Origin of the sequence: Kribbella sp. NPDC056345, assembly GCF_042262745.1 — a bacterium.
GTDB lineage: Bacteria > Actinomycetota > Actinomycetes > Propionibacteriales > Kribbellaceae > Kribbella.
Genome location: NZ_JBHJQQ010000017.1, coordinates 1 through 23747 on the forward strand (window position 1 = coordinate 1; position 23747 = coordinate 23747).

Consider the following 23747-nt stretch of genomic DNA (forward strand, 5'->3'; position numbering starts at 1 on the left):
GCTCCGGCCCGCCGCCCGATTGCTCACCGGAACGACGCATCGCCTCCAGCACCAGCGTCAGATACCGATGGCGCAATTGGTTGGTCCGCGCCTCGTCACCGAGTTTGATCGAGGTGATCTGCTCGAGAATCATCGCGAAGTCCTCCACCACGATGCCCGGCCGCAGGTACTCCTTCGTGCGTTCGTAGACGGCCTGATTCAGCTCACCGGCCCGTACGGCGGCCTCGAACAGCTCGGGGGTGGGCGTGAACGTGCCCGCGAGCCGCTGGGTGAGCGAGTTGGTGTCGGCGTCGACCAGCGCGTGCAGGAACGCCTCGAAGGCGGTCCATGGATCCCGGTCGTCGGCCAGCGCCTTCTCCGACTCCGCGATGTAGCGCGCAAGCCCGTCGGTACACAGCTTCCGCAGCAACTCCTCCTTGCTCGCATACCGGCGGTACAGCGCACTGATCCCGACGCCGGCCTGCTCGGCGACGGCGGCGATCGGCGCACCGGGATCGGCGATGAAGACCGCCCGGGCGGCCGCCAGGATCACTTCGTCATTCCGGGCCGCCTGCGCCTGCCGGCCACTCAGAGCTTTCGTCATGTCACCCAGATTAGCACTTGAACGGAATGATCCGTTCCGCTAGAGTTTGGAACAGAACAGTTCGTTCCGTTTGAGGAGCAGAAGATGACCGCAGTCGCAGTACTCCCCCAGCCCGCAACCACCGCTGCCGCGCCCCGGCGGCTCCGCAAGCGCTGGCTCGCCTTCTCCGCCGTCATGACCGCGGCCGTCATGGACCTGCTCGACTCGACCGTGATGAACGTCGCGGCACCGGCGATCCGCGGCGACCTCGGCGGCTCCTACGCCAGCCTGCAGTGGATGGCCGCCGGCTACACGATGGCGCTGGCCGTCCTGCTCCTGGTCGGCGGCCGCCTCGGCGACCTGGTCGGCCGCAAGCGTGCGCTGCTGATCGGCGTCGCCGGCTTCACCGTGACGTCGCTCCTGTGCGGTCTCGCGGTGTCGCCGGAGATGCTGATCGCCTCCCGGGTCGCCCAGGGCGCCTTCGCCGCGGTGATGCTCCCGCAGGGCTTCGGACTGGTCCGGGACTTGTTCGAGCCGGACGAGCGGACCAAGGCCTTCGGCTTCTTCGGCCCGATCATGGGGCTGGCCGCCGTCCTCGGCCCGATCATCGGCGGCACGGTCCTCGACGCGAACCTGTTCGGTACCGGCTGGCGCGCGATCTTCCTGATCAACATCCCGATCGGCCTGTTCACCTTCGCGATCGCCGCCAAGCACCTGCCCGACACGAAGCCCTCCGCCCGCAAGATCTCGCTCGACATCCCCGGACTGCTGATCGCGAGCGCCGGTCTGTTCGCCCTGGTCTACCCGCTGGTCCAGGGTCACGAGCTCGGCTGGCCGCTGTGGTCGAAGCTCCTGCTGGTCGCCTCGCTGCCCGTCCTGGCCGGCTTCGGCATCCACCAGTCCCGCCGCAGCCGCAACGGCGGCACCCCGCTGATCGAGCCCCGCCTGCTGAAGAGCCGCCCGTACCTGTCCGGTGTCTTCTTCGCCGTCGTCTTCTTCGGCGCCATGGCCGGGACCTTCGTGCTCGGCATGTTCCTTCAGGTCGGCCTCGGCTACACCCCGATCCGCGCCAGCCTCGCGATGGCTCCCTGGGCCCTCGGCGCGCTGATCGGCTCGGCGGTCTCCGGGATGACGATGCAGAAGTACGGCCGCCGGCTGCTCCACCTCGGGCTCGCCCTGATGGCAGTAGGCCTGACCGGAACGTACGCCGTCCTCGCGCTGACCGGTCTGAGCGTCGGCAGCTGGGACATCGCCGTACCGACTCTGTTCGGCGGGATCGGGATGGGCAAGGTCTTCGTGCCGCTGTTCGACATCATCCTGAGCGGGGTGCGCGACGACGAGGTCGGTTCCGCGACCGGGATGCTCGGCTCGTTCGAGCAGGTCGGGATCGCGCTGGGGATCGCCGTCATCGGCACGATCTTCATGGGCAAGGTGTCGGCCGCCGACGCGGCCACCCGGGCCCTGGCCGCCCTCGACGGCACCCAGACCGCACTACTGGCGACCATCGCCGGCCTGGCGCTGGCCTTCGCCGCCGGTTTCCTGCTCCCGAAGTCCTCGCGGGCCGGCATCGAGCACTGAGCGCACCGCGAAAGAGCCGCCGTTCCGGGATTCCGGGGCGGCGGCTTGGTGCGTTGGGGCGCGACTCGCCGGTCAGGGTCGTTGGTGGGGTAGGCGGCTGGCAGGGTCGGAAGAGTCCCGTCCGGGCCTACCAGGTCCGGACCGCCCTCCGAGGGATTGGAACGACCGTGGTTCACGAGGACCCCACCGACCCCGGCACCTGGAGCATCTCGCGGCGCCGGGCACTCCAACTCAGCGGCGGCGTCGCCGCCGCGGCAACAGCCAGTACGACGCACGCCCAGGCGGCACCGGATGAGGCCGCCCCGGCGGCCGCGGGCGAGCAGGCCTCCAATCACGCTGTGCTGGACGAGGGGACCAACTTGATGGTCGCCGCCTCACCGGACGGCCGGTGGCTCGCGTTCGATCTGGTCACCGCCATCTGGGTCACCCCGGCCGCCGGTGGCGTCTCCCGGCGGCTCACCGACGACCTGCAGGACGCGACCCGGCCCCGGTGGTCGCCGGACGGCCGGCGGATCGTCTTCCAGTCCTACCGCGACGGCAACTTCCACCTCTGGTCGATCGATGCTGATGGCAACAACCTGCGCCAGCTGACCACCGGACGCAACGATCACCGCGAGCCGCACTTCACCCCGGACGGCGGATCGATCGTCTTCTCCTCCGACCGCGGCAGTACCGGCAGCTACGGCATCCACCGCCTGGACCTGGCGAGCGGCGCGATCACCGCGCTCACCGACGATCCGTCGGAAGAGGCCGAGCCGATCGTCTCCCCCGACGGCACGAAGATCGCGTTCACCGTCGACGCGTCCTCGATCGCGGAAGTCGACCTCGCCACGGGCACCCGCCGTACTGTCGTCACAGCGCAGACCGGCAGCAGCGTCTACGGTCCCGCCTACTCCCCCACCGGCCAGCTCGCGTACGTCCGGCTCGCCGGGCCGGTGTGCGACCTCGTGGTCGGCGATCAGAAGGTGACCAGCGGCAAGGACGTGTTCGCGGTACCGCCGTCGTGGGTATCGGCGGACGAGCTCGTGTACACCGCCGACGGCCACGTGGTCCGGCATCGCCTCGGCGGCGCACACACCGTCGTACCGTTCGCTGCCACCGTGCCGATCACGTCGCGCCGGCCGCGGCCGAAGTCGCCCGATCTGGAGTCCACCGGATCCCACCCGGTCCTCGGGATCGCCAGTCCGGCGGTCTCGCCGGACGGGCAGTGGATCGCCTTCCGGGCCTTGAACGCTTTGTGGCTGGCAGCAACGAATGGCCGCGGGAAGCCGCGCAAGATCGTTGCCGACGGCTACTTCAACAGCGACCCCGACTTCGCGCCGGACGGGAAGTCGTTGCTGTACGCAAGCGATCGCGACGGCACCGCAGACCTCTGGCTGCACGACCTCAAGGCGGGCACGAATCGCAAGCTCTCCACGCTGCCGGGCGCGCAGACCGCGCCGCGCTTCTCGCCGGACGGCAAGCAGGTCGCGTACCAGGACCAGGACGGGATCGCCTGGATCCTCGACATCAGCACCGGGGCGGTCCGGCAGGTGACGCCGACGCTGTTCCAGCCCGGCCGTGTCAGCTGGTCGGCGGACGGCGGACGGCAAGACCATAGTCCTCGCGGCAGTGAAGCCGTTCTCCAAGCGCTTCCGGGAAGGCACCAGCCAACTCCTGTACGTCGACGTCGCCACCGGCGCTCTCGAGTACGTCGAACCGATGCCGTTCCGCTCGCTCGCCACCCGCGGTGACGACGGCCCGGTCTTCTCGCCCGACGGTCGCCGGCTCGCGTTTGTCGTCGAGAGCCTCCTGTATGTCGCCCCTGTCGACCAGCGAGGCCGTTTCACCGCCGAACCGCGGGCGATCACCGCGGAGGTCACCGACTCACCCGTCTGGCAGGACAGCAACACACTGCTCTACCTCAACAACGGCCGCCTCCGTCGCGTCGACCTGCAGGGATCGCGTCCGCGCACGGTAGCCATCGATCTGCAGTGGCGGCGGGCAACGATCAAGCAGCACGTCACGATCCACGCCGGTGCGCTCTGGGACGGCCGCGCGACCGCTCTGCGGCGGAACGTCGACATCGTGCTCGACGGTTCGCGAATCGCCGCCGTACGGCCGCATCAAGGGCGAGCGGATATCGACGCATCCAAGCTGACTGTGATGCCCGGACTGATCGACGCGCACAACCACTGGCATCTGCGCGGTCGTGCCTGGGGTGCGCGGCAGGGGAACCTGTGGCTGGCCTACGGGATCACGACTACGCGCTCGCCCGGCGACCCGGCGTACCAGATGCAGGAGACGCGGGAGGCGCTCACCCACGGCGCTCTGATCGGTCCGCGGTACTTCGCGACCGGTGAGGCGATCGACGGGTCGCGGGTCTTCTACAACTTCATGCGGCCGACGCTGTCGGTGCGGCAGTTGGGGCTCGAGCTCGATCGGGTCGAGGGGCTCGCGTACGACTTGGTGAAGACGTATGTCCGGTTGCCGATCGACTACCAGCGGCGCGCGATCGCCGCCGTACATCGCCTTGGTCTGCAGTTGTCCTCGCACTATCTCTACCCGGCCGAGCATCTCGGCATGGACGGGATGGAGCACACCGGGGCGACCAACCGGTTGGGCTACTCGCACACGGTCAGCCGGCTCGGCCGTGCGTACGCCGATGTCGTCACGCTGTTCACCAGGGCCGGGCTGTCCGTCACGCCGACGCTGTTCAACTCGACCATGGCGCATGTGGACGATCCGTCGCTGCTGACGGATCGGCGTACGACGACGTTGTTCCCGGCGTGGGAGTACACCAATCTGCGCGCTGAGGTGGACACGGCTTCCGGCCCGGCCGGGGTGACGACGCGCGAGCTCCTCCGCGGGAACGTCGACATGGTCCTGCGGATCCATCGCGGCGGCGGACTCGTGATCTCCGGGACCGACACCCCGCTGGACAACATCGCGATCTCGCTGCACGCCAATCTGCGGTCGATGGTGGCCGGCGGATTCACGCCGTACGAGGCCCTCACGACAGCGACCCGGAACCCGGCGCGCTGGCTCAGCCTCGAGGACAAGCTCGGCGTGGTCAAACCCGGTGCCCAGGCCGACCTCTCGTTCGTCACCGGTGATCCGCTGGCCGACATTCGGGCAGCGGCTGCGGTCGATCGGGTCATGATCGCGGGCAAACTGCACACGATCGATCAGCTGCTGGCACCGTATGCAGGGAAGGCCAACACCGCGGCAGGGCTCAGCCGGGCCAAGGCTCATGCCCACGACGCGGAGTACTGGTGGCACGAACCCGAGTGGCTGCATCGAGTGTGTTGCGAAGGGTAGGGATGGCGCAATTCGACATCGCCGTGGCGAGCGCGGCGGATCTGCGGACGGTCAGCGAATGGGCCGCCGCCGAGCAGTGGAATCCGGGCCTGTCGGATCCACTCGCGTTCGCCGCGGCGGACCCGCACGGCTTCTTCGTCGGCCGGCTGGACGGTGAACCGATCGCTTCGGTGTCGGGCGTGCGGTACGGGCCGGACTTCGGCTTCCTCGGTCTGTACATCGTCCAGCCGGCCGAGCGCGGTAAGGGCTACGGGCTCCGCATCTGGCAGCACGTGATGGAACACCTTGCCCACCGCAACGTTGCCCTGGACGGTGTGGTCGAACAGCAGCCGAACTACCGCGAGTCCGGATTCCGCCATGGCTGGAACCACATCCGCCACGCGGGAATCCCGCCCGTCATCGAGTCGAGCGTCGTCTTGGTCGATGCCCGTTCGATTCCGTTCGACCAGCTCGCGGCATACGACCGGCGGTTCTTCCCGGCGCCCCGGGATGCCTTCCTGGCGAGCTGGCTGGGGCTGCCCGGGCACCGCTCACTGGCAGCCGTCCACGACGGACGGCTCGAAGGTTTCGCCGTACTGCGACCGGCGCGGACCGGTCTGCGGATCGGACCGCTCTACGCCGCGTCGGAGGAGATCGCCGCCGCGCTGATCTCAGAACTGGCCGCTGGACAGCCGGTCGCGCTGGATGTGCCGGATATCAACCTGCCCGCGCTGAAGCTGGTGGAGCTGCTCGGGCTGACGCCGACCTTCGAATGCGCGCGGATGTACACGGGCGCCGTACCGGACCTGGACCAGGATGGCATCTACGCGACCACCACCCTGGAACTCGGCTAGAACGGAAGCTTGGGCTGCGGCGGTGCGTGCGCCGGGTCGACCCCGTCGAACAGGCTGCTGACGGACTCACCGCCGTGGATCCGCTTGATCGCCTCGGCGAACAGACCGGCCACCGAGCTGACCTGGAGCTCCGGGAAGCCTTCCGGCCGCGGGACCGTGTCCGTGCTGATCACCTCGGTGATCGCCGGGTGCGACCGCAGCCGCTCGACGGCCTTCCCGGCGAACAGACCGTGCGTACAGGCGACAGCGGCCTCCGTGACGCCGCGCTCCTTCAGCCGGTCCAGCAGCTCGAAGATCGAACCGCCGGTGGCGATCTCGTCGTCGAGCACGATCGCCCGTTTGCCGCTCACGTCACCGACGATCGCGTCGATCACGACCCGGTCGTCGGCCAGCCGCTGCTTGCTGCCCGCCGCGACCGGCAGACCGAGCAGCCGGGCGAACTGGGTGGCCGTCTTCGCGGCACCGAGGTCCGGGCTGACCACGATCGTGTCGCTCAGGTCCCGGCCGCGGAAGTGATCCGCCAGGACGCCGATCGCGGTCAGGTGGTCGACCGGCACCGAGAAGAAGCCGTGCACCTGGGGTGCGTGCAGTGCCATCGTCAGCACCCGGTCGACCCCGGCCGTGGCCAGCAGGTCGGCGACCAGCCGGCCGCCGATCGAGATCCGGGACGCGTCCTTCTTGTCCGACCGCGCGTACGCGTAGTGCGGCATCACCGCGGTGATCTGCTGCGCCGATGCACCCCGGGCCGCGTCGATCATCAGCAGCAGCTCCATCAGGTGCTCCTGCGTCGGTGGCACCAGCGGCTGCACGATGTAGACATCGCGCTGCCGGCAGTTCGCCTGCAGTTGTGCCTGCAGGCAGTCGTTGCTGAAACGATGGATCTCGACCGGTGAGAGCTGAACGCCGAGATCGGCGCAGATCTGCTCTGCCAGACCAGTATGGGCACTTCCGCTGAACACGACGATCTCTCGCACGGCTCTCCCCGAATGCTGCCGATTCGACAGCTCACACCTTACTTGGTGGCGTTCCGGATCTTCGCGGCGAGGGCGTCGACGAGCTCGGTGACCAGGGTGATGGTGCCCTCGTCGACCAGGTTCCCGGCCTCGTCGAACCGCTCGTGCGCCCGGAACACCATCACCTCGGGCTTCACCACGAGATCGGAGCGCGTCCAGACGAACACCTGCCGCAACGCCAGCTGCGCCCGGACCGTCCCGAAGTTCGTCGGCGCCGCGCCCATGATCGCCACCGGCCTGTGCAGCAACGACGACGTCGCCGACGGCCGGGAGGCCCAGTCGATCGCGTTCTTCAGCCCACCCGGGATCGAGTAGTTGTACTCCGGGGTCGCGATCAGGAGCCCGTCCGCCGCGTGAATCCGCTCCCGCAGCTCGCGCGCCTGCTCGGGCAGGTTCTCCTCGGTGTCCAGGTCGCCGTTGTAGTACGGGAGCTCCGCGAGACCGTCGTACAGCTCGATCGTCACTCCCGCCGGCGCGTGCTTCTGCGCCGCCCGCAGCAACGCCGTGTTCAGTGAGCCGGTCCGCAGGCTTCCGGAGATCCCCAGGATGTTTAGGTCAGTCATTCAACTATTTAAACATAAACTAAAACACCTGACCCTGAGGCGGGCTAGATTTCCGGCATGACAGGTGCAAACGCAGCTTCGGTACTGGCAGGCTTGATGGTCTCCGACGGTCCCCGGCCCGAGTTCGAGCAGGCGTTCCGGCCGTTCGCGCCGTTGATCGGCAGCTGGGACCTCGACGTCACCTGGTACGACGACGAGGGCCGGCCGACCCGGGAGACCAAGGGCGAGTGGCATTTCGCCTGGGCGCTGGACGGCCGGGCGGTCGCCGACATCTGGATCACACCGAGCCGGGCGGCCCGGACGACCGACGGTGACGGCGAATGGGGCCTGACCATCCGCCTGCACGATCCCGAACTGGGCGCCTTCCGGTCCACCTGGATGGGCCCGAAGCATGCCGTGGTGATGACGTTCATCGGTCATCCCGGCCCGGACAGCATCACCCTCGAGGCGCGTGAGCCGAAGTCCGCGAAGACCCGCTGGATCTTCACCGGGATCACGCCGGACAGCTTCCAGTGGCGCAACGAGGACGAAGACGCCGACGGCACGATCATCGTCCGCCAGCGCTTCGTGGCCCGGCGGTCAGGTGGTGAGGAGGCGGGCGAGGGTTTCGGCAGCGGTCCGGCAGTCGGCGGCTGATGCGTCGAGGTGGGTGACGACGCGTAGCTGAGTGGCGCCGACACCGCCGACGAGAAGGCCTTCGGCGCGGGCGGCCGCCACGACCCCGGCGACAGTCTTGCCGATGACCGCGAGGTCGGCGATGACGATGTTGGTGTCGACCTGGTCGGGCTTGACCGAGCCGGGCGCGGCGTCGGCCAGGATCTCGGCGATCAGGCGGGCGTTGGCGTGGTCCTCGGCGAGGCGGTCGAGGTTGTGGTCGAGCGCATGCAGACCGGCCGCAGCCAGTACGCCGGCCTGCCGCCAGCCGGCGCCGAGGCGCTTCCGCCAGACGCGCGCTTCCCGGATCAACTCGGTCGACCCAACCAGGACCGAGCCGACCGGCGCACCTAGGCCCTTGGACAGACAAACACTCGCGGCGTTCGCACGAACGGCGTACGAGGCCGGCATGCGGCCGGTGGCGATGGCCGCGTTCCAGAGCCGAGCGCCGTCCAGGTGCAGCGGGATTCCGCGGGATTCGAGTTCGTCGGCGAGAGCGTCGTACCCGTGCTGGATCGCACCGCCACCGAAGTTGTGCGTGTTCTCGACCGAGACGGCCGAGGTAGTGACGAAGTACGGGCCGAGGTCGGGCGCGATCAGCGCCCGGAGCTGCTCGAGGTCGATCTGACCGGCCGGTGCGCTCCACGTGCGCGTGGTGACACCGCTGACGGCCGCGTGCCCGCCGAGCTCTGCGCGGACCACATGGGCGCTCGCCTCACACAGCAGCTCCCCGCCGCGCGGAACCAACGCCTGTACGCCGAGCAGGTTCGCCAGCGACCCCGTGGTCACGAACAGCCCGGCCTCGTGGCCGAGCAGTCCCGCGACGGTCTCCTCGAGCCGGTTGGCCGTCGGATCCTCGCCGTACACGTCGTCGCCGAGCGGCGCGCTCGTCATCGCCGCCAGCATCCCCGCCGACGGCCGGGTGACGGTGTCCGACCGGAGGTCGATCATGCCCGTGCGGCCCGCAGCCGCTCGGCGACCAGGAAGGCGAGCTCGAGCGACTGGTGCCGGTTGAGTCGCGGGTCGCAGGCCGTCTCGTACCGGTTCGCGAGGTCCTCGGCGACCAGCGCCTCGCCGCCACCGACGCACTCGGTGACGTCGTCACCGGTCAGCTCGATGTGCATACCGCCCGGCCACGTGCCGACCTGCTGGTGCGCGTCGAAGAAGCCCTGGACCTCGTCCATCACCGCGTCGAAGCTGCGGGTCTTGTACCCGTTCGGCGTCTCGAACGTGTTGCCGTGCATCGGGTCACAGACCCACGCGATCGGCGAACCGTGATCCCGCACCGCCTCCAGCAACGGCGGCAGCCCGTCGCGGATCTTGCCCGCACCCATCCGGGTGATGAAGGTCAGCCGGCCCTCGATGCCCTTCGGGTTCAGCTTGTCGATCAGGGCGCGGATGTACTCCGGGGTCGTGGTCGGCCCGATCTTCACACCCAGCGGGTTGCTCAGCGACGCCAGGAACTCGACGTGCGCGCCGTCCAGCTGCCGCGTCCGCTCCCCCACCCACAGCAGGTGGCCACCAACGTCGTACGGCTGCTCGGTGCGCGAGTCGATCCGGGTCAGCGCGTGTTCGTACTCAAGAATCAGCGCCTCGTGCGAGGCGTAGAAGTCGACCGTCTTGAACTCGTCCGCCGTCGCACCACAGGCCCGCATGAACGCCAGCGCCCGCTCGATCTCAGTGGCCAGCTGCTCGTACCGCTGACCGACCGGCGACGACTTCACGAAGTCGGTGTTCCATGCGTGCACCTGGTGCAGATCGGCGTACCCACCCGTGGTGAACGCACGCGTCAGGTTCAGCGTCGCGGCGGCCGCGTTGTAGACCCCCCGCAACCGGCGCGGATCCGGAATCCGGGCCTCCGGCGTGAACTCCAGCCCGTTGACCGCATCCCCCCGGTACGACGGCAGCGTGACACCGTCCCGAGTCTCCTCACCGGAACTCCGCGGCTTCGCGTACTGCCCGGCGATCCGCCCGACCTTCACCACCGGCACACTCGCCGCGTACTGAAGCACGACCGACATCTGCAGCAACACCCGCAACTTGGCGCGGATGTTCTCGGCGGTCACCCCGTCGAAGGTCTCCGCGCAGTCCCCGCCCTGCAGCAGGAACGCCTCACCCCGCGTCACCGCCCCGATCTTCGTCGTCAGGTCGTCACACTCACCCGCGAACACCAGCGGCGGCAACGTCCGCAGCTCCCCGATCACCTGCTCCAGAGCCACCGGATCCGGCCACTCAGGCTGCTGCAGCGGCTTCAGCCCCCGCAACTCGTCCAAACTCGGAACCCCAGGCACTTCCCCGGCACTCAACGTCGCGAATTGCATGCCCTAACCCTAAGCGACCGCCACCAACCCCGGCACCGCCGTCTCAGTCACACCGGCGGGAGGTCAGGAGGCTTTGGTGTCGCCCAGGCGGAGGTGGTCGTCGACGGACTCGCCGGCCTTGATCAGTTCCTTGGCCTTGTCGGCGTACATGTCGACGTACTCCTGGCCGGAGAGGTCCATCAGGGCGTACATGATCTCGTCGGTGACCGAGCGCAGCACGAAGCGGTCGCGCTCCATGCCCTCGTACCGCGAGAAGTCCAGGGGCTCGCCGATCGCGACGCCCGGGCGGTTCATCCGCGGGAACAGCTTGCCCGGCTCGCGGCGCCAGACCTTCGGCAGGACCGAGCCCGGGGGCTGGAGCTTGTGGGTGTCGATCATCGCGACGGGAATGACCGGGACACCGGCGACGATCGCCATCCGGGCCACGCCGGTCTTGCCCTTGTACAGGCGGCCGTCGGGCGAGCGGGTGCCCTCGGGGTAGATCCCGAACAGCTCACCCTTCTTCAGGATGTCCAGGCCGGTGTTCAGCGCGGCCAGCGAGGCGCGCCCGCCGGAGCGGTCGATCGGGATCTGGCCGATCGACCGGAAGAAGGTCGCCGTCAGCTTGCCCTTGAGCCCGGGACCGGTGAAGTACTCCGATTTGGCCGGGAAGACGATCTGCCGCGGTACCGCGACCGGCAGGAAGATCGAGTCGGCGAACGCGAGGTGGTTGCTGACCAGGAGCGCCGGGCCGCTGGTCGGGATGTGCTGCAGTCCCGTCACCTTCGGCCGGAAGAACAGCTTCACGAATGGTGCAACGATGAACTGTCTGATGAGCAGGTACAGCATCCGCCTCGACCTCCGTCACTCGCCCGACATACGTCATCACCGACTAAGTACCCACTCCATGGTCGGTCCCTACCGGCTCCGGCACCAGTGCCCGCCGGTGCGGAGACTACGTTCCAGCTTCCCCCTCAGGCAATGTCACCGCCAGGAATGCCGAAGTTGCTCACCGTGTTGTCACCTGGATGCAGACTGGATGAAGTCCAGATGCGACCATTGATCCCGCGGCGGGGGTGGGGGCTCGTGCCACCGCTCAGCGCCGTCTGTGAGGAACCCACGACCGGGCGAGGAGTCGACCGTGCCAGTGCAAGTCCACGCGGAGGAGTTCCGCAGCGCCGGGACCGGTGAGAACGCCGCTGTCGGCGTCCTGCTGAGCCACGGATTCACCGGCTCACCGCGCGCCATGCGCCCGTTCGGCGAGCACCTGGCCGCTCTCGGGTACGGCGTGGCCGTGCCGCGGCTGCCCGGCCACGGGACCACGTGGCAGGAGATGAACAGGACCAGCTGGCCGGAGTGGTACGCCGTACTGGACAGCGAGCTGACGCGGCTTCGGCAGGAGCACGAGCAGGTGGTCGTCATCGGCCTGTCGATGGGCGGAGCGCTCGTCCTGCGGCTGGCCGAGGAGCGCGGCGCCGACATCTCCGGTGTCGTCCTGATCAACCCGTCGGTGAGCACCGAGGACAAGCGGCTCGGGCTGCTGCCGGTGCTGTCGAAGGTGATCCCCTCGTTCCCCGGCATCGCGAACGACATCAAGAAGCCCGGCGTCGACGAGGGTGCCTACTCCCGGATGCCGTTGAAGGCGACGCTCTCGCTGTCGAAGCTGTGGAAGGTCGTCCAGGCGGATCTGCCGAAGGTGACCCAGCCGGTGCTGCTTTTCCGCAGTACTGTCGATCACGTGGTCGAAGCCAGCTCAGCCCGCCGGGTCCTCACGTCGATCTCCTCGCGCGACGTGACCGAGACCCTGCTCGAGGACAGCTATCACGTCGCGACCCTGGACAACGACGCGCCACGGATCTTCGACGACTCCGCCGCCTTCATCACCAGAGTGACTGGTACCGCCCGCGTGACCGGCCCCGCCGATGCGTGACAACGGCCTGACCGCCGCGGAGTACACCTCGCTCGGCGGGATCGACGCGCTGGTGGCCGAGCCGGTCCTGGCCGCGCTGGCCAAGGCCGGCATCGCGGCGTACTGCGAGACTTCCGACGAGGTGCCGGACGAGTTGTTCGTCGACGCCGGCCAGATCGACCAGGCCCGCCCGGTGATCGCGCGCAGCACCGAGGACGCGGAGTGGAAGTCGCTGGTCGAGCAGTTCAACGCGCCGTCCGCACCCGGGCACGACGGCGGCGAGACGCCGGTACCGCGGTGGCCGGCCAGCGAGGACGTCGACGAGAAGTACGAACCGCTGATCGACGTACCGGCCGGTCTGATCGTGGGCGACGACCCCGAGGACGAGCCCGAGCCGCGCCCCAAGCGGGCCGCCGACGACCCGCACGACCACTACGTCCCGCCGGAGCCGACTCGCGGCCCGAAACTGGACTGGATCAGCCGGCTCGCCTGGCTCGGCCTGCTCGGCGGACCGATCCTGCTCATCCTCGCCGCGATCCTCGACTTCGGCGACAGCCGGATCACCGCCGCCGCCGTGGCCGGCTTCATCGGCGGCTTCCTCACCCTGGTGATCCGGATGAAGGACCGCCTCCCCCAGGACGACACCCCGGACGACGGAGCTGTGGTGTGAGTTAGCATCAGCAGATCGTCGGACAATCTGACGTTCTTGGTGAGGGAGGTACCCCGTGCAGGTCAGCGAGACGGTCGAGATCACCGGCCACCTGATGGATTCGGGGTTGCTCTCCCGGGTGCTCGACGACATCCGCGGGTACGGCGGTGAGTACACGCTGGACAAGTTCGACCTCGGCTACGACAAGGACGACCCGTCGACGGTCCGGATGACGGTCGGGGCGGACGACGAGGAGTCGCTGCAGCGGCTGCTGATGCGGATCCAGACCAAGGGTGCGAACCTGGTCGACCCCGGCACGCCGGAGATCACCGAGGTGAGCCAGGACGGCGTCTTCCCGGACGGCTTCTACTCGACCACGAACCTGCCGACGAGCGTCCGGCTGGACGGTCACTGGGTGACAGTGCAGAACCCGGAGATGGACTGCGGCCTGCTCGTCGAGGACGGCGGCGTCCGGACGATTCCGATGTCGGAGGTCAAGGCCGGGATGCGGATCATCTCGAGCGCGCAGGGCGTCAAGGTGACCCCGCCGATCGTGGCGAGCACCGACGAGGGCTTCGGTTTCATGGAGTCCGACGTGTCCAGCGAGAAGCCGCAGCGGGTGCTGGTCCAGCAGGTCGCGGACGGGATGCGCGAGGCGAAGGCGAACGGGCTGAAGGTGCTCTGGGTCGGCGGCCCCGGCATCGTGCACACCGGCGCCGCACCGGCCATGGTCGCGCTGGTCGAGGCCGGTTTCGTCGACGTCCTGTTCGCCGGGAACGCACTGGCCACCCACGACATCGAGTCCTCGCTCTACGGTACGTCGCTCGGTGTCGACCTGGCCCGCGGTCGTGGCGTCGAGCACGGCCACGAGCACCACATCCGGGCCATCAACACGATCCGCAAGGCCGGCTCGATCGCAGCCGCCGTCGAGCAGGGGGTCCTGACCTCCGGCGTGATGCACGCACTGGTCAAGAAGGGCAACAAGTTCGTGCTGGTCGGGTCCGTCCGCGACGACGGCCCGCTGCCCGACGTCTACACCGACGTCCTCGAGGGCCAGCGCGCGATGCGCAACGAGCTGGCCGGCGTCGGCTACTGCCTGATGGCCGCGACCATGCTGCACTCCGTTGCCACCGGCAACATCCTGCCGGCCTCGATCCCGCTCACCTGCGTCGACATCAACCCGGCCACCGTGACCAAGCTCGCGGACCGCGGCTCCACCCAGGCGCGCGGTATCGTCACCGACGTCGGCCTGTTCGTCGAGCACCTGGCCCGTGAGCTGTCGCCGACCTACGCCGAGATCAAATAGCGCCGGGATCAAATAGCGGAGGCAACGTAGTGCAGGACTTCGAGTCGTTCCTGCGGCAGTTCGAGGAGGCCAACAGCGCCTTCGTCAACGGGGACGTCTCGCGGTGGCTGCCGCTGGTCTCCCGCCGCGAGGTGAGCTCGATCTTCGGCGGCTTCGGCGGCTACGAGACCGGCAGCGCACAGGTCGGCGCGCGGTACGAGTGGGCCTCGGCCCAGTTCACGCCGAGCGGAGCGAAGGTCGAGTTCGAGTACCTGGACAAGCACGTCGGCCCGGACTCGGCGTACACGGTCGCGATCGAGCGCTGCACGGTCCGGTACGTCGACCGCCCAGGTGAGCATGATCACGAACTGCGGGTGACGATGGTGTTCAGGGCCGAGGACGGCGACTGGAAGCTGGTCCACCGGCACGCGGACCCCCTGAACCGCAAAACAGCACCTGAGGTTGGATAACCCCATGACCGTACACATTGCCACGCTCCGCGCGGCGGGTCCTGAGGCCTGGTTCCATTTCTTCCCTCGTCACTCCAGTCGCTTCGCTCCCTGCGCTCCTCAGTCCAGAAACGGGGCCTCATGACCGGACTCGTGCACCTGAGCACCGCCGACGGCGTCGCGACCATCACCCTGGATTCGCCGCACAACAAGAACGCGCTCTCCCAGCAGCTCACGGGTGAGCTCCTGGAGCACCTGGAGAGCGCGGCCGCGGACGACGCCGTACGGGTGATCGTGATCCGGTCGGCGCTGGACGTGTTCTGCTCCGGTGCCGACATGTCCGAGGCGACGAGTGTCGGGATGGGTGTCGGCGCCCAGCGGATGGTCGACGTCCAGCGCGCCATCGTGGCGAACCCGAAGCCGGTCATCGCCCGTGTCGCCGGGCCGGTGCGCGCCGGCGGCATCGGCATCGTGGCAGCGGCCGACATCAGCGTCGCCGGGGCCAGTACGACGTTCGCCCTGACCGAGGTCCGGCTCGGGCTCGCGGCCGCGACGATCTCGCTGACCGTGCTCGCCCGCCTGGCCGACCGCGCGGCGGCGTACACGTTCCTGACCGGCAACGCGTTCGACGGTCTGGAGGCCGCCCGCCTCGGCCTCGTCACGCTCACCGTGAAGGACGACGAGCTGGACACCGCCCTCGACTCCCTGCTGGAGTCCGTCCTCAAGGGCGTCCCGCAGGGCCTCCGCGAGACCAAGAAGCTGCTCAACCGCGAGCTCCTCGCCGACATCGACGCCCGCGGCACAGAACTCGCCGAACTCTCCGCCGGCCTCTTCGGCTCCCCCGCCGCCCAGGAAGCCATGCTCGCCTTCCTCAACCGCAAGAAGAAGAGCTAAGAACGGGTCACCACCGCAGTTGGTGTGGCGTTCCGGCGACAAGAGCGACCGGCGTGCGGCCGTCGCCGTACCGGATGGTGCGGTTCTGGTCGTGGTCGGCGGTGAGGGTTGCTGACCGGCCGTCCGGGGACCAGGTGAGGTCGACGGTGACGCCGCCGCGGGCGCGGAGGCCGGTGATGGTTCCGGTGGGCCAGTCGGTGGGGAGGGCCGGGAAGAGTTCGAGCTCGCCGGTGTGGCTTTGGAGGAGCATCTCGGCGATGCCGGCGGTGGCGCCGAAGTTGCCGTCGATCTGGAACGGCGGGTGCGCGCACAGCAGGTTCGGGTAGACGCCCGCACCGCTGCCGACGTAGTCGGTCTTGGTGTGGCCGGCCAGGCTCAGGAAGGCCAGGACCAGCCGGTGCGCGCCGGCACTGTCGCGGAGGCGCGCCCGGAGGTTGATCTTCCAGGCCAGCGACCATCCGGTCGCCTCGTCGCCGCGCAGGTCCATCGTCCGAGTGGCCGCGGCCGCGAGCTCCGGCGTGTTGTCCGGGGTGATGAGGTCGCCGGGGTGCAGACCGATCAGATGCGACATGTGCCGGTGGTGCTGATCCTGCTCGGGCAGATCGGCCGCCCACTCCTGCAGCTGCCCCTGGCTACCGATCGACGGGTCCGGGATCCGCTTCCGGGCTGCCGCGAACTCATCCACCAGTACGTCGGTCAGCCCGAGCACCGAGGCGGCCTCGACACACCGGTCGAACAGGTCGGCGATCAACGCGAGGTCCATGGTGGCCGAGACCGTGACGGAGGCCGGTTCGCCGTCAGCGGCGACGTACTCGTTCTCCGGGGAGGTGGAGGGCGACGTACCGAGGGTGCCGTCGGGGAGTTCGGTCAGCCAGTCGAGGCAGAACTCGGCAGCTCCCCGCAGCACCGGCCACGCCCGCTCGAGGAACTCGCGATCCCCGGTGAACGCGTAGTGGTCCCACAGGTGCCGCACCAGCCACGTGCCGGCCATCGGCCAGTTCGACCACTTCGGGTTGCCGTCGACCGGGACCGTCCAGCACCAGGCGTCGGCGTTGTGGTGCGCGACCCATCCGGCTGCGCCATAGCGTTCTGAGGCGGTACGGCGGCCTGCGGCGGCGAGGTGGCCGAGATAGCTGAGCAACGGCTCGTGGCACTCGGAGAGGTTGGTCGTCTCGGCCGGCCAGTAGTTCATCTCGGTGTTGATGTTGACCGTGTAGTTGGAGCTCCACGGGGGCTGCAGGATGTCGTTCCAGATGCCCTGCAGGTTGGTCGGCAGACCGCCCGGCCGCGAGCTCGCGATCATCAGGTAGCGGCCGTAGTTGAAGATCAGCGCGGCCAACGCGGGATCGTCACTGTGCGCCAGCCGCTCGTCCGTCGGCAGTTCGGCCGCCGCGGTCGCCGGGAGGGTGAGGGTCGAACGGCGATAGAGCGCGCGATGGTCGGCCACGTGCTCGGCCAGCAGCTCGTCGTACCCACGAGTGAGCGCAGCCTGCACCCGCTCGTCGGCCTGAGCCAAGCACTCCTCGCCAGTCCGGGTGGGCGCTGTCGCGGGACCGTCGTACCCGGTGGCGGTCGACAGGATGATGGTGATCTCGGTGGCGTCTGCAACGGACATTCCGCTGCCGGAGCCGTTGCTGTCGATGCGGAGCGCAATGGCCGCCGCCATACCCCGATCAAGTCCGTCGGAGTACCGCACCGGCTCCGGTACGTCGCGATGCGGCGGCGCCACGTCGGCCGGAGCCTGGATGAGCAGCCCGTTGCCGACCGGCGACGTCTGCAGCTGTGAGATCAGCCGGGCGGTCACCCCGATCGGCGCCGAAGCCGTCACCCGGACGACGAACACGCCCGCCGGATGACTGACGAACGCCTCCTGCCGAACACTCAGACCTCCGATCTCGTACTCGACCGTGGCGATCGCCGAATCCAGGTCGAGCTCCCGCCGGTACGACGTCGTCTCGCCGTCGACGGTGTAGTCCAGCAGCAGGTCCCCGAGTGGCAGGTAGGCCTGCGAGTGACCCGCCTGGAACCCGGTGGCGAGCTCCTCGGCCCGCCGTACGTCACCGGCTGCGACCGCCTCCCGAACCGCCTGCACAGCCTGCGATCCGACCGCACCTCGCGATACCGACAGCAGCCGCTGGGTCTCCGGGCTCCCGGACCACAGCGTCTCGTCGTTCAGCGCGAGCCGCTCGGTCCCGGGCCGGCCGAAACACATCACCCCGATCCGGCCGTTGCCCAGCGGCAACGCCTCCACCCACTCCCCCGCCGGACGGTCGTAGTGCAAGCTGCTCACCGGGTTCACCATGCGAGAGATCCTATGTCTCAGAGGTGCAGCTCGATCAAGAGGGGAAGGTGGTCGGATGCGAGCGGAAGATCATCCGCAACCTCGGCCGGGATCGGCAGCACCCGGCCCGACAGCCCCGGCGAGACGTGCACCCCGTCGATCCGCTTGTGCGGATCACGCGAACTGAACGTCGGCCCGGCGTCCACCCCGAGGTCGATCAACCCCTCGTCGGCCAACCGCTTCCACACGGGCCCGTCCGGGGTCTCGTTGAGATCACCGACCAGGAGGTACGGCGTACCGAACGAGCGGCAGCCGCGCAGAACCTGCTCCAGCTCATGCTGCCGGCCAAGAATGTGCAGCCCAAGATGGCAGACCACCAGTGCCAGCTCGGCCGACCCCACCGTCACCCGCCCACCGACCGCCCCACCGGGCAGCTGCGTCGCAATCAGCCGCAACCGCCGGCGAACGAACGGCCGCCAGATCCGCCAGTGCAACGCCTCGACCAGATCGATGCTCTCAGCAACCAAAATCGCATTCCGCGCGGACGCGGCAACATACCGCAACCCAAAACTGGCCGCCATCGCCCGCCGCTTCCGCCGAGTCCCCCACCAAGTAGGAGCCTCCTGCACCAACATCACATCAGGCGCACACCCCCGCACCACCCGAGCCAACGCCTCCCGATCATCCCCCCACCGGTGAACGTTGTACGACAAGACCCTCAGAACTGAGGTCATGCCTCCGAGTCGTCCAGTTCGACGGCGGTTTCGGGGGATGCGGCGCGGAGGCCGGTGCGGCGGGCTGCCGACTTGCGGGCGGCTCGTTCTACTCGGGTGGAGCGGCCTCGGGCGGCGGCTGTCTTGGCTGTTACCGCAGTTGTCTTCACGCGGACTCGGCGCAGCCAGGTTGCCTCTTCGCGCGCGAGGTCGGCAGCACCGACCATGCCTGCCTCGGGTCCGAGCACCGCGCGCACGATCCGCGCTTCCGGCCGGAAACCACGACCGGTCAGCGTCCGCTTGAACGCCTCCCGCGCCGGCGCCAGCAGCAGCTCGCCCGCATCCGAGACCCCGCCACCGATCACGAACGTGCCCGGGTCGAGCGCGGCAGCCAGGTTGGCGAGGCCGATGCCGAGCCAGCGACCGACATCCTCGAGCAGCTCGACCGCGACCGGGTCGCCGTCCTTGGCCAGCTCGGTGACCATCGGTCCGTTGATCTTGCGCGGATCGCCACCGGCGGCCCGCAGCAGGTTGTGCGCGACCGGCGACCCCGACAGCGCCAGCTCACGCGCCTCCCGGGTCAGGGCGTTACCGGAGGCGTACTGCTCCCAGCATCCACGGTTGCCGCACTCGCAGCGATGCCCGCCCGGCACCACCTGCATGTGCCCGAACTCGCCCGCGATGCCGAACTTCCCGCGCTGCAGAGCCCCGTCGTTCAGGATGGCGCCGCCGATACCAGTCCCCAGCGTGACGCACACCAGGTGGCTCTCACCCTGCCCGCCACCGAAGCGCCACTCCGACCAGGCGGCCGCGTTCGCATCGTTCTCGACCACGACCGGTACGCCGAGCCGCCGCTCGACCGCGTCCCGCAGCGGCTCGTGCCGCCAGGCCAGGTGCGGTGCGAACAGCACCGACGACCGCGTCCCGTCGACGAAGCCGGCCGCTCCGATCCCGACCGCGATCACGTCGTGCCGCGACTCGAGGTCGCGGACGATCTCGGCGATCGCGTCCTCGGTCTCGCGCGGGTCCTTGGTCGGCGTGTCGCGGCGCAGCCGGTCCAGGATGTTGCCCTCGGGGTCGACCACACCGGCGGCGACCTTGGTGCCACCGATGTCGATGCCGATCGTCAAAGCCTGCGTCAGAGCCACACGAGCCTCCTCGTCGTGTCCCCCTCAGTAGGTCCAGTATCCCGCAGCATGCCAATCACTCGACCGGCCGTCACAGGACCGGGGCGGGCTTACGGGCGAGGTCAGCGGCACCGATCAGGCCGGCGTCGTTCCCCAGCTCGGCGAGCCCGAACGAAGGATGCGGCCGGTTGGACCGGGCCGGAAGGTGCTTCTCGAAGGCGACCTGCGCCGACTTCATCAGCAGCTCCTTGGCCGCGCTCACGCCACCACCGATGACGATCGTGGTCGGGTCGAACAGCGTGGCGATACTCGCCAGCCCCTCGCCCAGCCATCGCCCGAGATCCTCCAGCAGCTCCATCGCACACGGATCCCCCGCCGCGGCAGCCTCGGTGATCATCGGCCCGGTCAACTCAGCCGGATCGGTGATCCCGCACACACTCAGCATCTGCGCCGCAGCCAGCGAACCGGACTCCGCCTGCGCACGCCCTTCGCGCACCAGCGCCCGGCCGGACGCGTACTGCTCCCAGCAGCCGCGCGCTCCACAACCACAGCGATGACCGCCCGGTACGACGCGCATGTGGCCGAGCTCGGCTGCGACACCATGGGCGCCACGCAGCAGCTCGCCATCGATCACCACGCCGCCGCCGATACCGGTCCCGACCGTGATGCAGACCATGTGCTCGGCATCCCGCGCGGCACCGAAGGCGAACTCCCCCCAGGCCGCGGCGTTGGCGTCGTTCTCCACCACCACCGGGATCTTCAGCTGCTCTGCGACCCGGGCCCCGAGGGGCTCGTCCCGCCAGGCCAGGTTGGGCGCGAACAGCACGGTCGACCGATCCGACGAAACGAACCCGGCCGCGCCGATCCCGACAGCCTCCACCTCATGCGCCGCGATCAGCTCAGCGGCCGCGTCGACGATCGCCGCAGCGGTGGCGTCGACCGAGTCGGCCGGGGTGTCGCGATGCGTCCGGGCACCGATCGTGCCGTCCGCGTCCACGACACCGGCGGCGATCTTGGTCCCGCCGACATCGATACCGATGGTCAGTCCCATGGTTCGGGGTCCTCACTCACGTCGATCCGGTCCACCTTGGGTGCGACCGGCTCCTCTTCAGACTTCGAGGAACGCGACGCTGCGTCCTCCTGCTTCTGGCGGGCGACCTCGGCCGCGGCCTCCAGCAACGTACGCACCGAGCCGAGCACCTGGGCGGCGGCCGTCGACAGCTGCTCGATCGTCTCCGGGCTGGTGTTGCGCACCTTGTTGATCAGCTGGCACACCGGGCACCAGACGCAGTCCGGCCCAGCCTTGTGCTCATGTGATTCAGGCGGGTCTTCAGCCACATGCTCTCCGCCATGAGTATCCGCAGCAGCCTGCAGTACGGCGAACAGCTTCGCGGCCTCCTCGGCGACCGACCCCACCGGCTCCTTGCTCACCGGCTCTCCCCAATCGCAGCCTCACGCGGCTCCTGCTGAGCGTTGTACTCAGCCGTCAGTCCCTGAGCCAGCTCGGAAGCCGCCTCGATCGGGAGCGGCCGAGCCACCTCGCGCGGCGCGAACCGCACCTGCAGCCGTCCATCGTCCAGCCGCGCCCCAGCCACCACGCCCCGCGCCAGCGCCGCCGGCAGCGGCAGCACCCGCCGGTACGACCCCACGGTGATGATCAGCTCATCGCCGTGCCGCGCCAGCTCCAACTCGCTCGCAGAGGCGAGCGGCAACGGCATCGTCAGCGTGTAGGTGCGCCCATCGGTATCGATGTGCCGATCCACCCACAACGAAGTCTCTTCGGTAGCCCGCGCGAACGGATCGTCCCCGCCGTACATCTCGACAGCGAAAGCGGCCAGCTCCTCAACCCCAACAGGCTCACAAACCCGGTACGGCGACTCCCAGATCGGCAGCGGCCGGAACGAGTCGGCCACCTCTTCCAGGATCCCGCGCTGAGCAGCAACCCACTGCCGGCGCCAGGTGTCGGCACCGGCCGCCGGGAACACCCGGTTGGCCACCACACCGTCGACCCGGTACCCGTACAAGGACAAGCGCGTGAGCGAACGTCGAGCCTCCGCCACCACCACGGCCTCCGGCGTCAGCACCAGCCGCACCGAAGCGTCCGGGCCGGCGAGCAGCGCGCGGATGTCGGAGAGGTCGGCCTGCAACCGGCGCAGCGCGTCGAAGACGGTGTCGTCCGGCATCGGGATACTCGACGACCGGCTCAGGAACGGCCGGAACGTCCGCATCACCTTGCGCTCGGCGTTGAAGATCCGCTCCATGTACCAGTTCAGCGCATCGGGCAGGGCGAGCAGCCGCAGGGTTTCGGCGGTCGGCGCACAGTCGACCACGATCACGTCCCAGCGCCCGGACCGGACGTGGTCGCGCACCTCGAGCAGCGCGAGCACCTCCTCGGCACCCGGCAGCACGGTCAGCTCCTCGGCCTCGATCGGGTCCACGCCGACCATGTGCAGCACGGACCGCAGATAGGCCTGGATGTCGCCCCAGGACCGCTCGAACCGGCGTTGCGCATCGATCTGCTGGACGAACAGCAGGTCGTCGATCTCGGTCGGCTCCTGGCCGACCTCGGAGTCGAAGGCGTCCGACAGCGAGTGCGAGGCGTCCGTCGACAGCACCAGCGTGCGCAGACCGCGCAGTGCGGCGAGCGTGGCCGTGCCCGCGGCCGACGTCGTCTTGCCGACGCCACCTTTACCTGTGTACAGCAGTACCCGAGTCACGTCTGATCAGGACTCGACGCGCTTCTTGAGCCCCTTCAGGGCTGTGTCGATGATGACTTTCTCGGCCTTCCGCTTCAGCATGCCGATCATCGGGATCGCCACGTCCACCGCCAGCCGGTACGTCACTTCGGTTCCTTCCGCGCCCAGGTCACGCAGCACGTACGCGCCGTCCATGCCCTTGACCATCTTGGCCTCGACCAGCGTCCAGGTGACCTCGTTGCGGGACCAGACGTAGTCCAGCGTGTACTCGTCGGAGATCGCGCCGGCGTCGACCTTGAACCGGACCTGCTTGGGCCGGCCGGCCTCGTCGGTGGACAGCACCTGGGTCTCCCGCATCGAGTCGGCCCACTCCGGGTACGCCGCGAAGTCCGCGATCACCGCCATGATCTCTTTGGGGGTCGCGTTCACCACGATGGTCGAGGTGGTCTGATCCGCCATCGATTCACCTCTTTGCTGCCGGGCCTGGTTAAACGGGTCTTGACCAAACGGGAAGTGCACTGCCGGGAGTTGCTCAGAGCGAGAGACTATCGCGGCTTGGTGCCCGGGTCGTCGCTCGCCCGCGGCGCGGCCCGCTTCGGCTTCGTCCTTGAACGCCCACAACCGCTCCCGGTACTGCGTCACGTACCGTTCCCGCACCCTGGTCAGCGCCCGGCCCCGGACCGGGCGGACCGGATCGACCCGCAGGTACCAGTGCACGACGACCCCGTCCCGAACCTCCTCCAGCCACCACTCCGCCGTACCGATCGCGGCGCCCGTGACGGCCCACCGCACGCCCTCGGCACCACGCCGTTCGGAGGGGGTCAGGGTGAGCTCCGGCCACCACTCGCGCCACAGGGTGTCCGAACCGAGCCGCTCGGCGACGTAGGCTGGATCCGCAACGACCAGGTCGTCGCAACTGATGTCGAGTGTGGGCATGACTA

23 protein-coding genes are annotated in these 23747 nt (G+C 69.0%); 10 read left to right on the forward strand and 13 right to left on the reverse strand.

Features of this window, described 5'->3' with window-relative positions; translation table 11 throughout:
- Nucleotides 1-583, reverse strand: a 583-nt coding sequence (locus ACFCV3_RS37205) for a TetR/AcrR family transcriptional regulator (RefSeq protein ID WP_376038691.1), incomplete at its 3' end; no start/stop codon positions are given.
- A gap of 84 nt (nucleotides 584-667) precedes the next feature.
- Between ACFCV3_RS37205 and ACFCV3_RS37210 the strand changes: the two genes are divergently transcribed.
- From ACFCV3_RS37210 to ACFCV3_RS37225, 4 genes are all read left to right on the forward strand, one after another.
- Complete coding sequence (locus ACFCV3_RS37210; RefSeq protein WP_376038693.1) at nucleotides 668-2140, forward strand: DHA2 family efflux MFS transporter permease subunit; 1473 nt, start codon at nucleotides 668-670, stop codon at nucleotides 2138-2140.
- Between the two features lie 167 nt (nucleotides 2141-2307).
- Nucleotides 2308-3873 carry a DPP IV N-terminal domain-containing protein gene (locus ACFCV3_RS37215; RefSeq protein WP_376038695.1) on the forward strand — a complete coding sequence of 522 codons (1566 nt, stop codon included), beginning with the start codon at nucleotides 2308-2310 and terminating at the stop codon, nucleotides 3871-3873.
- A 412-nt stretch (nucleotides 3874-4285) separates the two neighbouring features.
- Nucleotides 4286-5440: an amidohydrolase family protein gene (locus ACFCV3_RS37220; protein ID WP_376039003.1), complete on the forward strand. Its 1155-nt coding sequence runs from the start codon at nucleotides 4286-4288 to the stop codon at nucleotides 5438-5440.
- Between the two features lie 2 nt (nucleotides 5441-5442).
- Nucleotides 5443-6273: a GNAT family N-acetyltransferase gene (locus ACFCV3_RS37225; RefSeq protein ID WP_376038698.1), complete on the forward strand. Its 831-nt coding sequence runs from the start codon at nucleotides 5443-5445 to the stop codon at nucleotides 6271-6273.
- Here ACFCV3_RS37225 and ACFCV3_RS37230 read toward each other — a convergent pair.
- Together ACFCV3_RS37230 and ACFCV3_RS37235 are read right to left on the reverse strand one after the other, a co-directional pair.
- The gene (locus tag ACFCV3_RS37230) at nucleotides 6270-7247 is read right to left on the reverse strand and encodes a ribose-phosphate diphosphokinase (RefSeq protein ID WP_376038700.1); all 978 of its coding nucleotides are present in this window, start codon (nucleotides 7245-7247) and stop codon (nucleotides 6270-6272) included. The genes ACFCV3_RS37225 and ACFCV3_RS37230 overlap by 4 nt on opposite strands.
- Before the next feature lie 38 nt (nucleotides 7248-7285).
- Complete coding sequence (locus ACFCV3_RS37235) at nucleotides 7286-7849, reverse strand: NADPH-dependent FMN reductase (protein WP_376038703.1); 564 nt, start codon at nucleotides 7847-7849, stop codon at nucleotides 7286-7288.
- A gap of 57 nt (nucleotides 7850-7906) precedes the next feature.
- On the opposite strand from ACFCV3_RS37235, the gene ACFCV3_RS37240 reads away from it, so the two are divergent.
- On the forward strand, nucleotides 7907-8485 hold the full coding sequence (locus ACFCV3_RS37240; protein WP_376038705.1) for a hypothetical protein: 579 nt from the start codon (nucleotides 7907-7909) through the stop codon (nucleotides 8483-8485).
- Here the strand turns inward: ACFCV3_RS37240 and ACFCV3_RS37245 are convergent.
- The 3 genes from ACFCV3_RS37245 to ACFCV3_RS37255 all read right to left on the reverse strand — a co-directional run bounded on the left by ACFCV3_RS37245 (nucleotide 8429) and on the right by ACFCV3_RS37255 (nucleotide 11652).
- Nucleotides 8429-9454 (reverse strand): threonine aldolase family protein, encoded by a 1026-nt coding sequence (locus ACFCV3_RS37245; protein WP_376038708.1) that lies wholly within the window; start codon nucleotides 9452-9454, stop codon nucleotides 8429-8431. The genes ACFCV3_RS37240 and ACFCV3_RS37245 overlap by 57 nt on opposite strands.
- Complete coding sequence (locus ACFCV3_RS37250) at nucleotides 9451-10824, reverse strand: class II 3-deoxy-7-phosphoheptulonate synthase (protein WP_376038711.1); 1374 nt, start codon at nucleotides 10822-10824, stop codon at nucleotides 9451-9453. Before ACFCV3_RS37250 ends, ACFCV3_RS37245 begins: the two co-directional genes overlap by 4 nt.
- Before the next feature lie 63 nt (nucleotides 10825-10887).
- A complete protein-coding gene (locus ACFCV3_RS37255; RefSeq protein ID WP_376038713.1) occupies nucleotides 10888-11652 on the reverse strand; it encodes a lysophospholipid acyltransferase family protein in 765 nt (254 codons plus the stop codon).
- A 292-nt stretch (nucleotides 11653-11944) separates the two neighbouring features.
- Between ACFCV3_RS37255 and ACFCV3_RS37260 the strand changes: the two genes are divergently transcribed.
- From ACFCV3_RS37260 to ACFCV3_RS37280, 5 genes are all read left to right on the forward strand, one after another.
- Nucleotides 11945-12733, forward strand: a complete 789-nt coding sequence (locus ACFCV3_RS37260) for an alpha/beta hydrolase (protein WP_376038716.1) — start codon at nucleotides 11945-11947, stop codon at nucleotides 12731-12733.
- Entirely contained in the window at nucleotides 12726-13382 is a 657-nt protein-coding gene (locus ACFCV3_RS37265; RefSeq protein WP_376038719.1) for a hypothetical protein, read from the forward strand. Before ACFCV3_RS37260 ends, ACFCV3_RS37265 begins: the two co-directional genes overlap by 8 nt.
- A 55-nt stretch (nucleotides 13383-13437) precedes the next feature.
- A complete protein-coding gene (locus tag ACFCV3_RS37270) occupies nucleotides 13438-14667 on the forward strand; it encodes a TIGR00300 family protein (protein ID WP_376038721.1) in 1230 nt (409 codons plus the stop codon).
- 29 nt (nucleotides 14668-14696) lie between these two features.
- On the forward strand, nucleotides 14697-15116 hold the full coding sequence (locus tag ACFCV3_RS37275) for a YybH family protein (RefSeq protein ID WP_376038723.1): 420 nt from the start codon (nucleotides 14697-14699) through the stop codon (nucleotides 15114-15116).
- 120 nt (nucleotides 15117-15236) lie between these two features.
- Nucleotides 15237-15989 (forward strand): enoyl-CoA hydratase-related protein, encoded by a 753-nt coding sequence (locus ACFCV3_RS37280; protein ID WP_376038725.1) that lies wholly within the window; start codon nucleotides 15237-15239, stop codon nucleotides 15987-15989.
- A gap of 7 nt (nucleotides 15990-15996) precedes the next feature.
- Here ACFCV3_RS37280 and ACFCV3_RS37285 read toward each other — a convergent pair whose 3' ends face one another.
- The 7 genes from ACFCV3_RS37285 to ACFCV3_RS37315 form a co-directional block, all read right to left on the reverse strand.
- Nucleotides 15997-18291, reverse strand: a complete 2295-nt coding sequence (locus tag ACFCV3_RS37285; RefSeq protein ID WP_376038727.1) for a glycoside hydrolase N-terminal domain-containing protein — start codon at nucleotides 18289-18291, stop codon at nucleotides 15997-15999.
- 17 nt (nucleotides 18292-18308) lie between these two features.
- Nucleotides 18309-19004 carry an endonuclease/exonuclease/phosphatase family protein gene (locus ACFCV3_RS37290; protein WP_376038729.1) on the reverse strand — a complete coding sequence of 232 codons (696 nt, stop codon included), beginning with the start codon at nucleotides 19002-19004 and terminating at the stop codon, nucleotides 18309-18311.
- Complete coding sequence (locus tag ACFCV3_RS37295) at nucleotides 19001-20131, reverse strand: ROK family glucokinase (RefSeq protein WP_376038732.1); 1131 nt, start codon at nucleotides 20129-20131, stop codon at nucleotides 19001-19003. The genes ACFCV3_RS37290 and ACFCV3_RS37295 overlap by 4 nt, the downstream gene beginning before the upstream one ends.
- A 70-nt stretch (nucleotides 20132-20201) precedes the next feature.
- Nucleotides 20202-21161, reverse strand: coding sequence for an ROK family glucokinase (locus ACFCV3_RS37300; protein ID WP_376038735.1), 960 nt, complete (start codon nucleotides 21159-21161; stop codon nucleotides 20202-20204).
- Complete coding sequence (locus ACFCV3_RS37305) at nucleotides 21152-21541, reverse strand: hypothetical protein (protein WP_376038737.1); 390 nt, start codon at nucleotides 21539-21541, stop codon at nucleotides 21152-21154. The genes ACFCV3_RS37300 and ACFCV3_RS37305 overlap by 10 nt, the downstream gene beginning before the upstream one ends.
- A complete protein-coding gene (locus tag ACFCV3_RS37310; RefSeq protein ID WP_376038739.1) occupies nucleotides 21538-22827 on the reverse strand; it encodes an ArsA family ATPase in 1290 nt (429 codons plus the stop codon). The genes ACFCV3_RS37305 and ACFCV3_RS37310 overlap by 4 nt, the downstream gene beginning before the upstream one ends.
- Nucleotides 22828-22833: 6 nt before the next feature.
- Complete coding sequence (locus ACFCV3_RS37315; protein ID WP_376038741.1) at nucleotides 22834-23742, reverse strand: SRPBCC family protein; 909 nt, start codon at nucleotides 23740-23742, stop codon at nucleotides 22834-22836.
- Nucleotides 23743-23747 lie beyond the last annotated feature (5 nt).

Coding starts and splice junctions, on each gene's coding strand:
- ACFCV3_RS37210 (WP_376038693.1), top strand. CDS start 668: ATGACCGCAGTCGCAGTACTCCCCCAGCCCGCAACCACCGCTGCCGCG.
- ACFCV3_RS37220 (WP_376039003.1), top strand. CDS start 4,286: ATGCCCGGACTGATCGACGCGCACAACCACTGGCATCTGCGCGGTCGT.
- ACFCV3_RS37225 (WP_376038698.1), top strand. CDS start 5,443: ATGGCGCAATTCGACATCGCCGTGGCGAGCGCGGCGGATCTGCGGACG.
- ACFCV3_RS37235 (WP_376038703.1), bottom strand. CDS start 7,849: ATGACTGACCTAAACATCCTGGGGATCTCCGGAAGCCTGCGGACCGGC.
- ACFCV3_RS37240 (WP_376038705.1), top strand. CDS start 7,907: ATGACAGGTGCAAACGCAGCTTCGGTACTGGCAGGCTTGATGGTCTCC.
- ACFCV3_RS37245 (WP_376038708.1), bottom strand. CDS start 9,454: ATGATCGACCTCCGGTCGGACACCGTCACCCGGCCGTCGGCGGGGATG.
- ACFCV3_RS37250 (WP_376038711.1), bottom strand. CDS start 10,824: ATGCAATTCGCGACGTTGAGTGCCGGGGAAGTGCCTGGGGTTCCGAGT.
- ACFCV3_RS37255 (WP_376038713.1), bottom strand. CDS start 11,652: ATGCTGTACCTGCTCATCAGACAGTTCATCGTTGCACCATTCGTGAAG.
- ACFCV3_RS37265 (WP_376038719.1), top strand. CDS start 12,726: ATGCGTGACAACGGCCTGACCGCCGCGGAGTACACCTCGCTCGGCGGG.
- ACFCV3_RS37280 (WP_376038725.1), top strand. CDS start 15,237: ATGACCGGACTCGTGCACCTGAGCACCGCCGACGGCGTCGCGACCATC.
- ACFCV3_RS37285 (WP_376038727.1), bottom strand. CDS start 18,291: ATGGTGAACCCGGTGAGCAGCTTGCACTACGACCGTCCGGCGGGGGAG.
- ACFCV3_RS37290 (WP_376038729.1), bottom strand. CDS start 19,004: ATGACCTCAGTTCTGAGGGTCTTGTCGTACAACGTTCACCGGTGGGGG.
- ACFCV3_RS37300 (WP_376038735.1), bottom strand. CDS start 21,161: ATGGGACTGACCATCGGTATCGATGTCGGCGGGACCAAGATCGCCGCC.
- ACFCV3_RS37315 (WP_376038741.1), bottom strand. CDS start 23,742: ATGCCCACACTCGACATCAGTTGCGACGACCTGGTCGTTGCGGATCCA.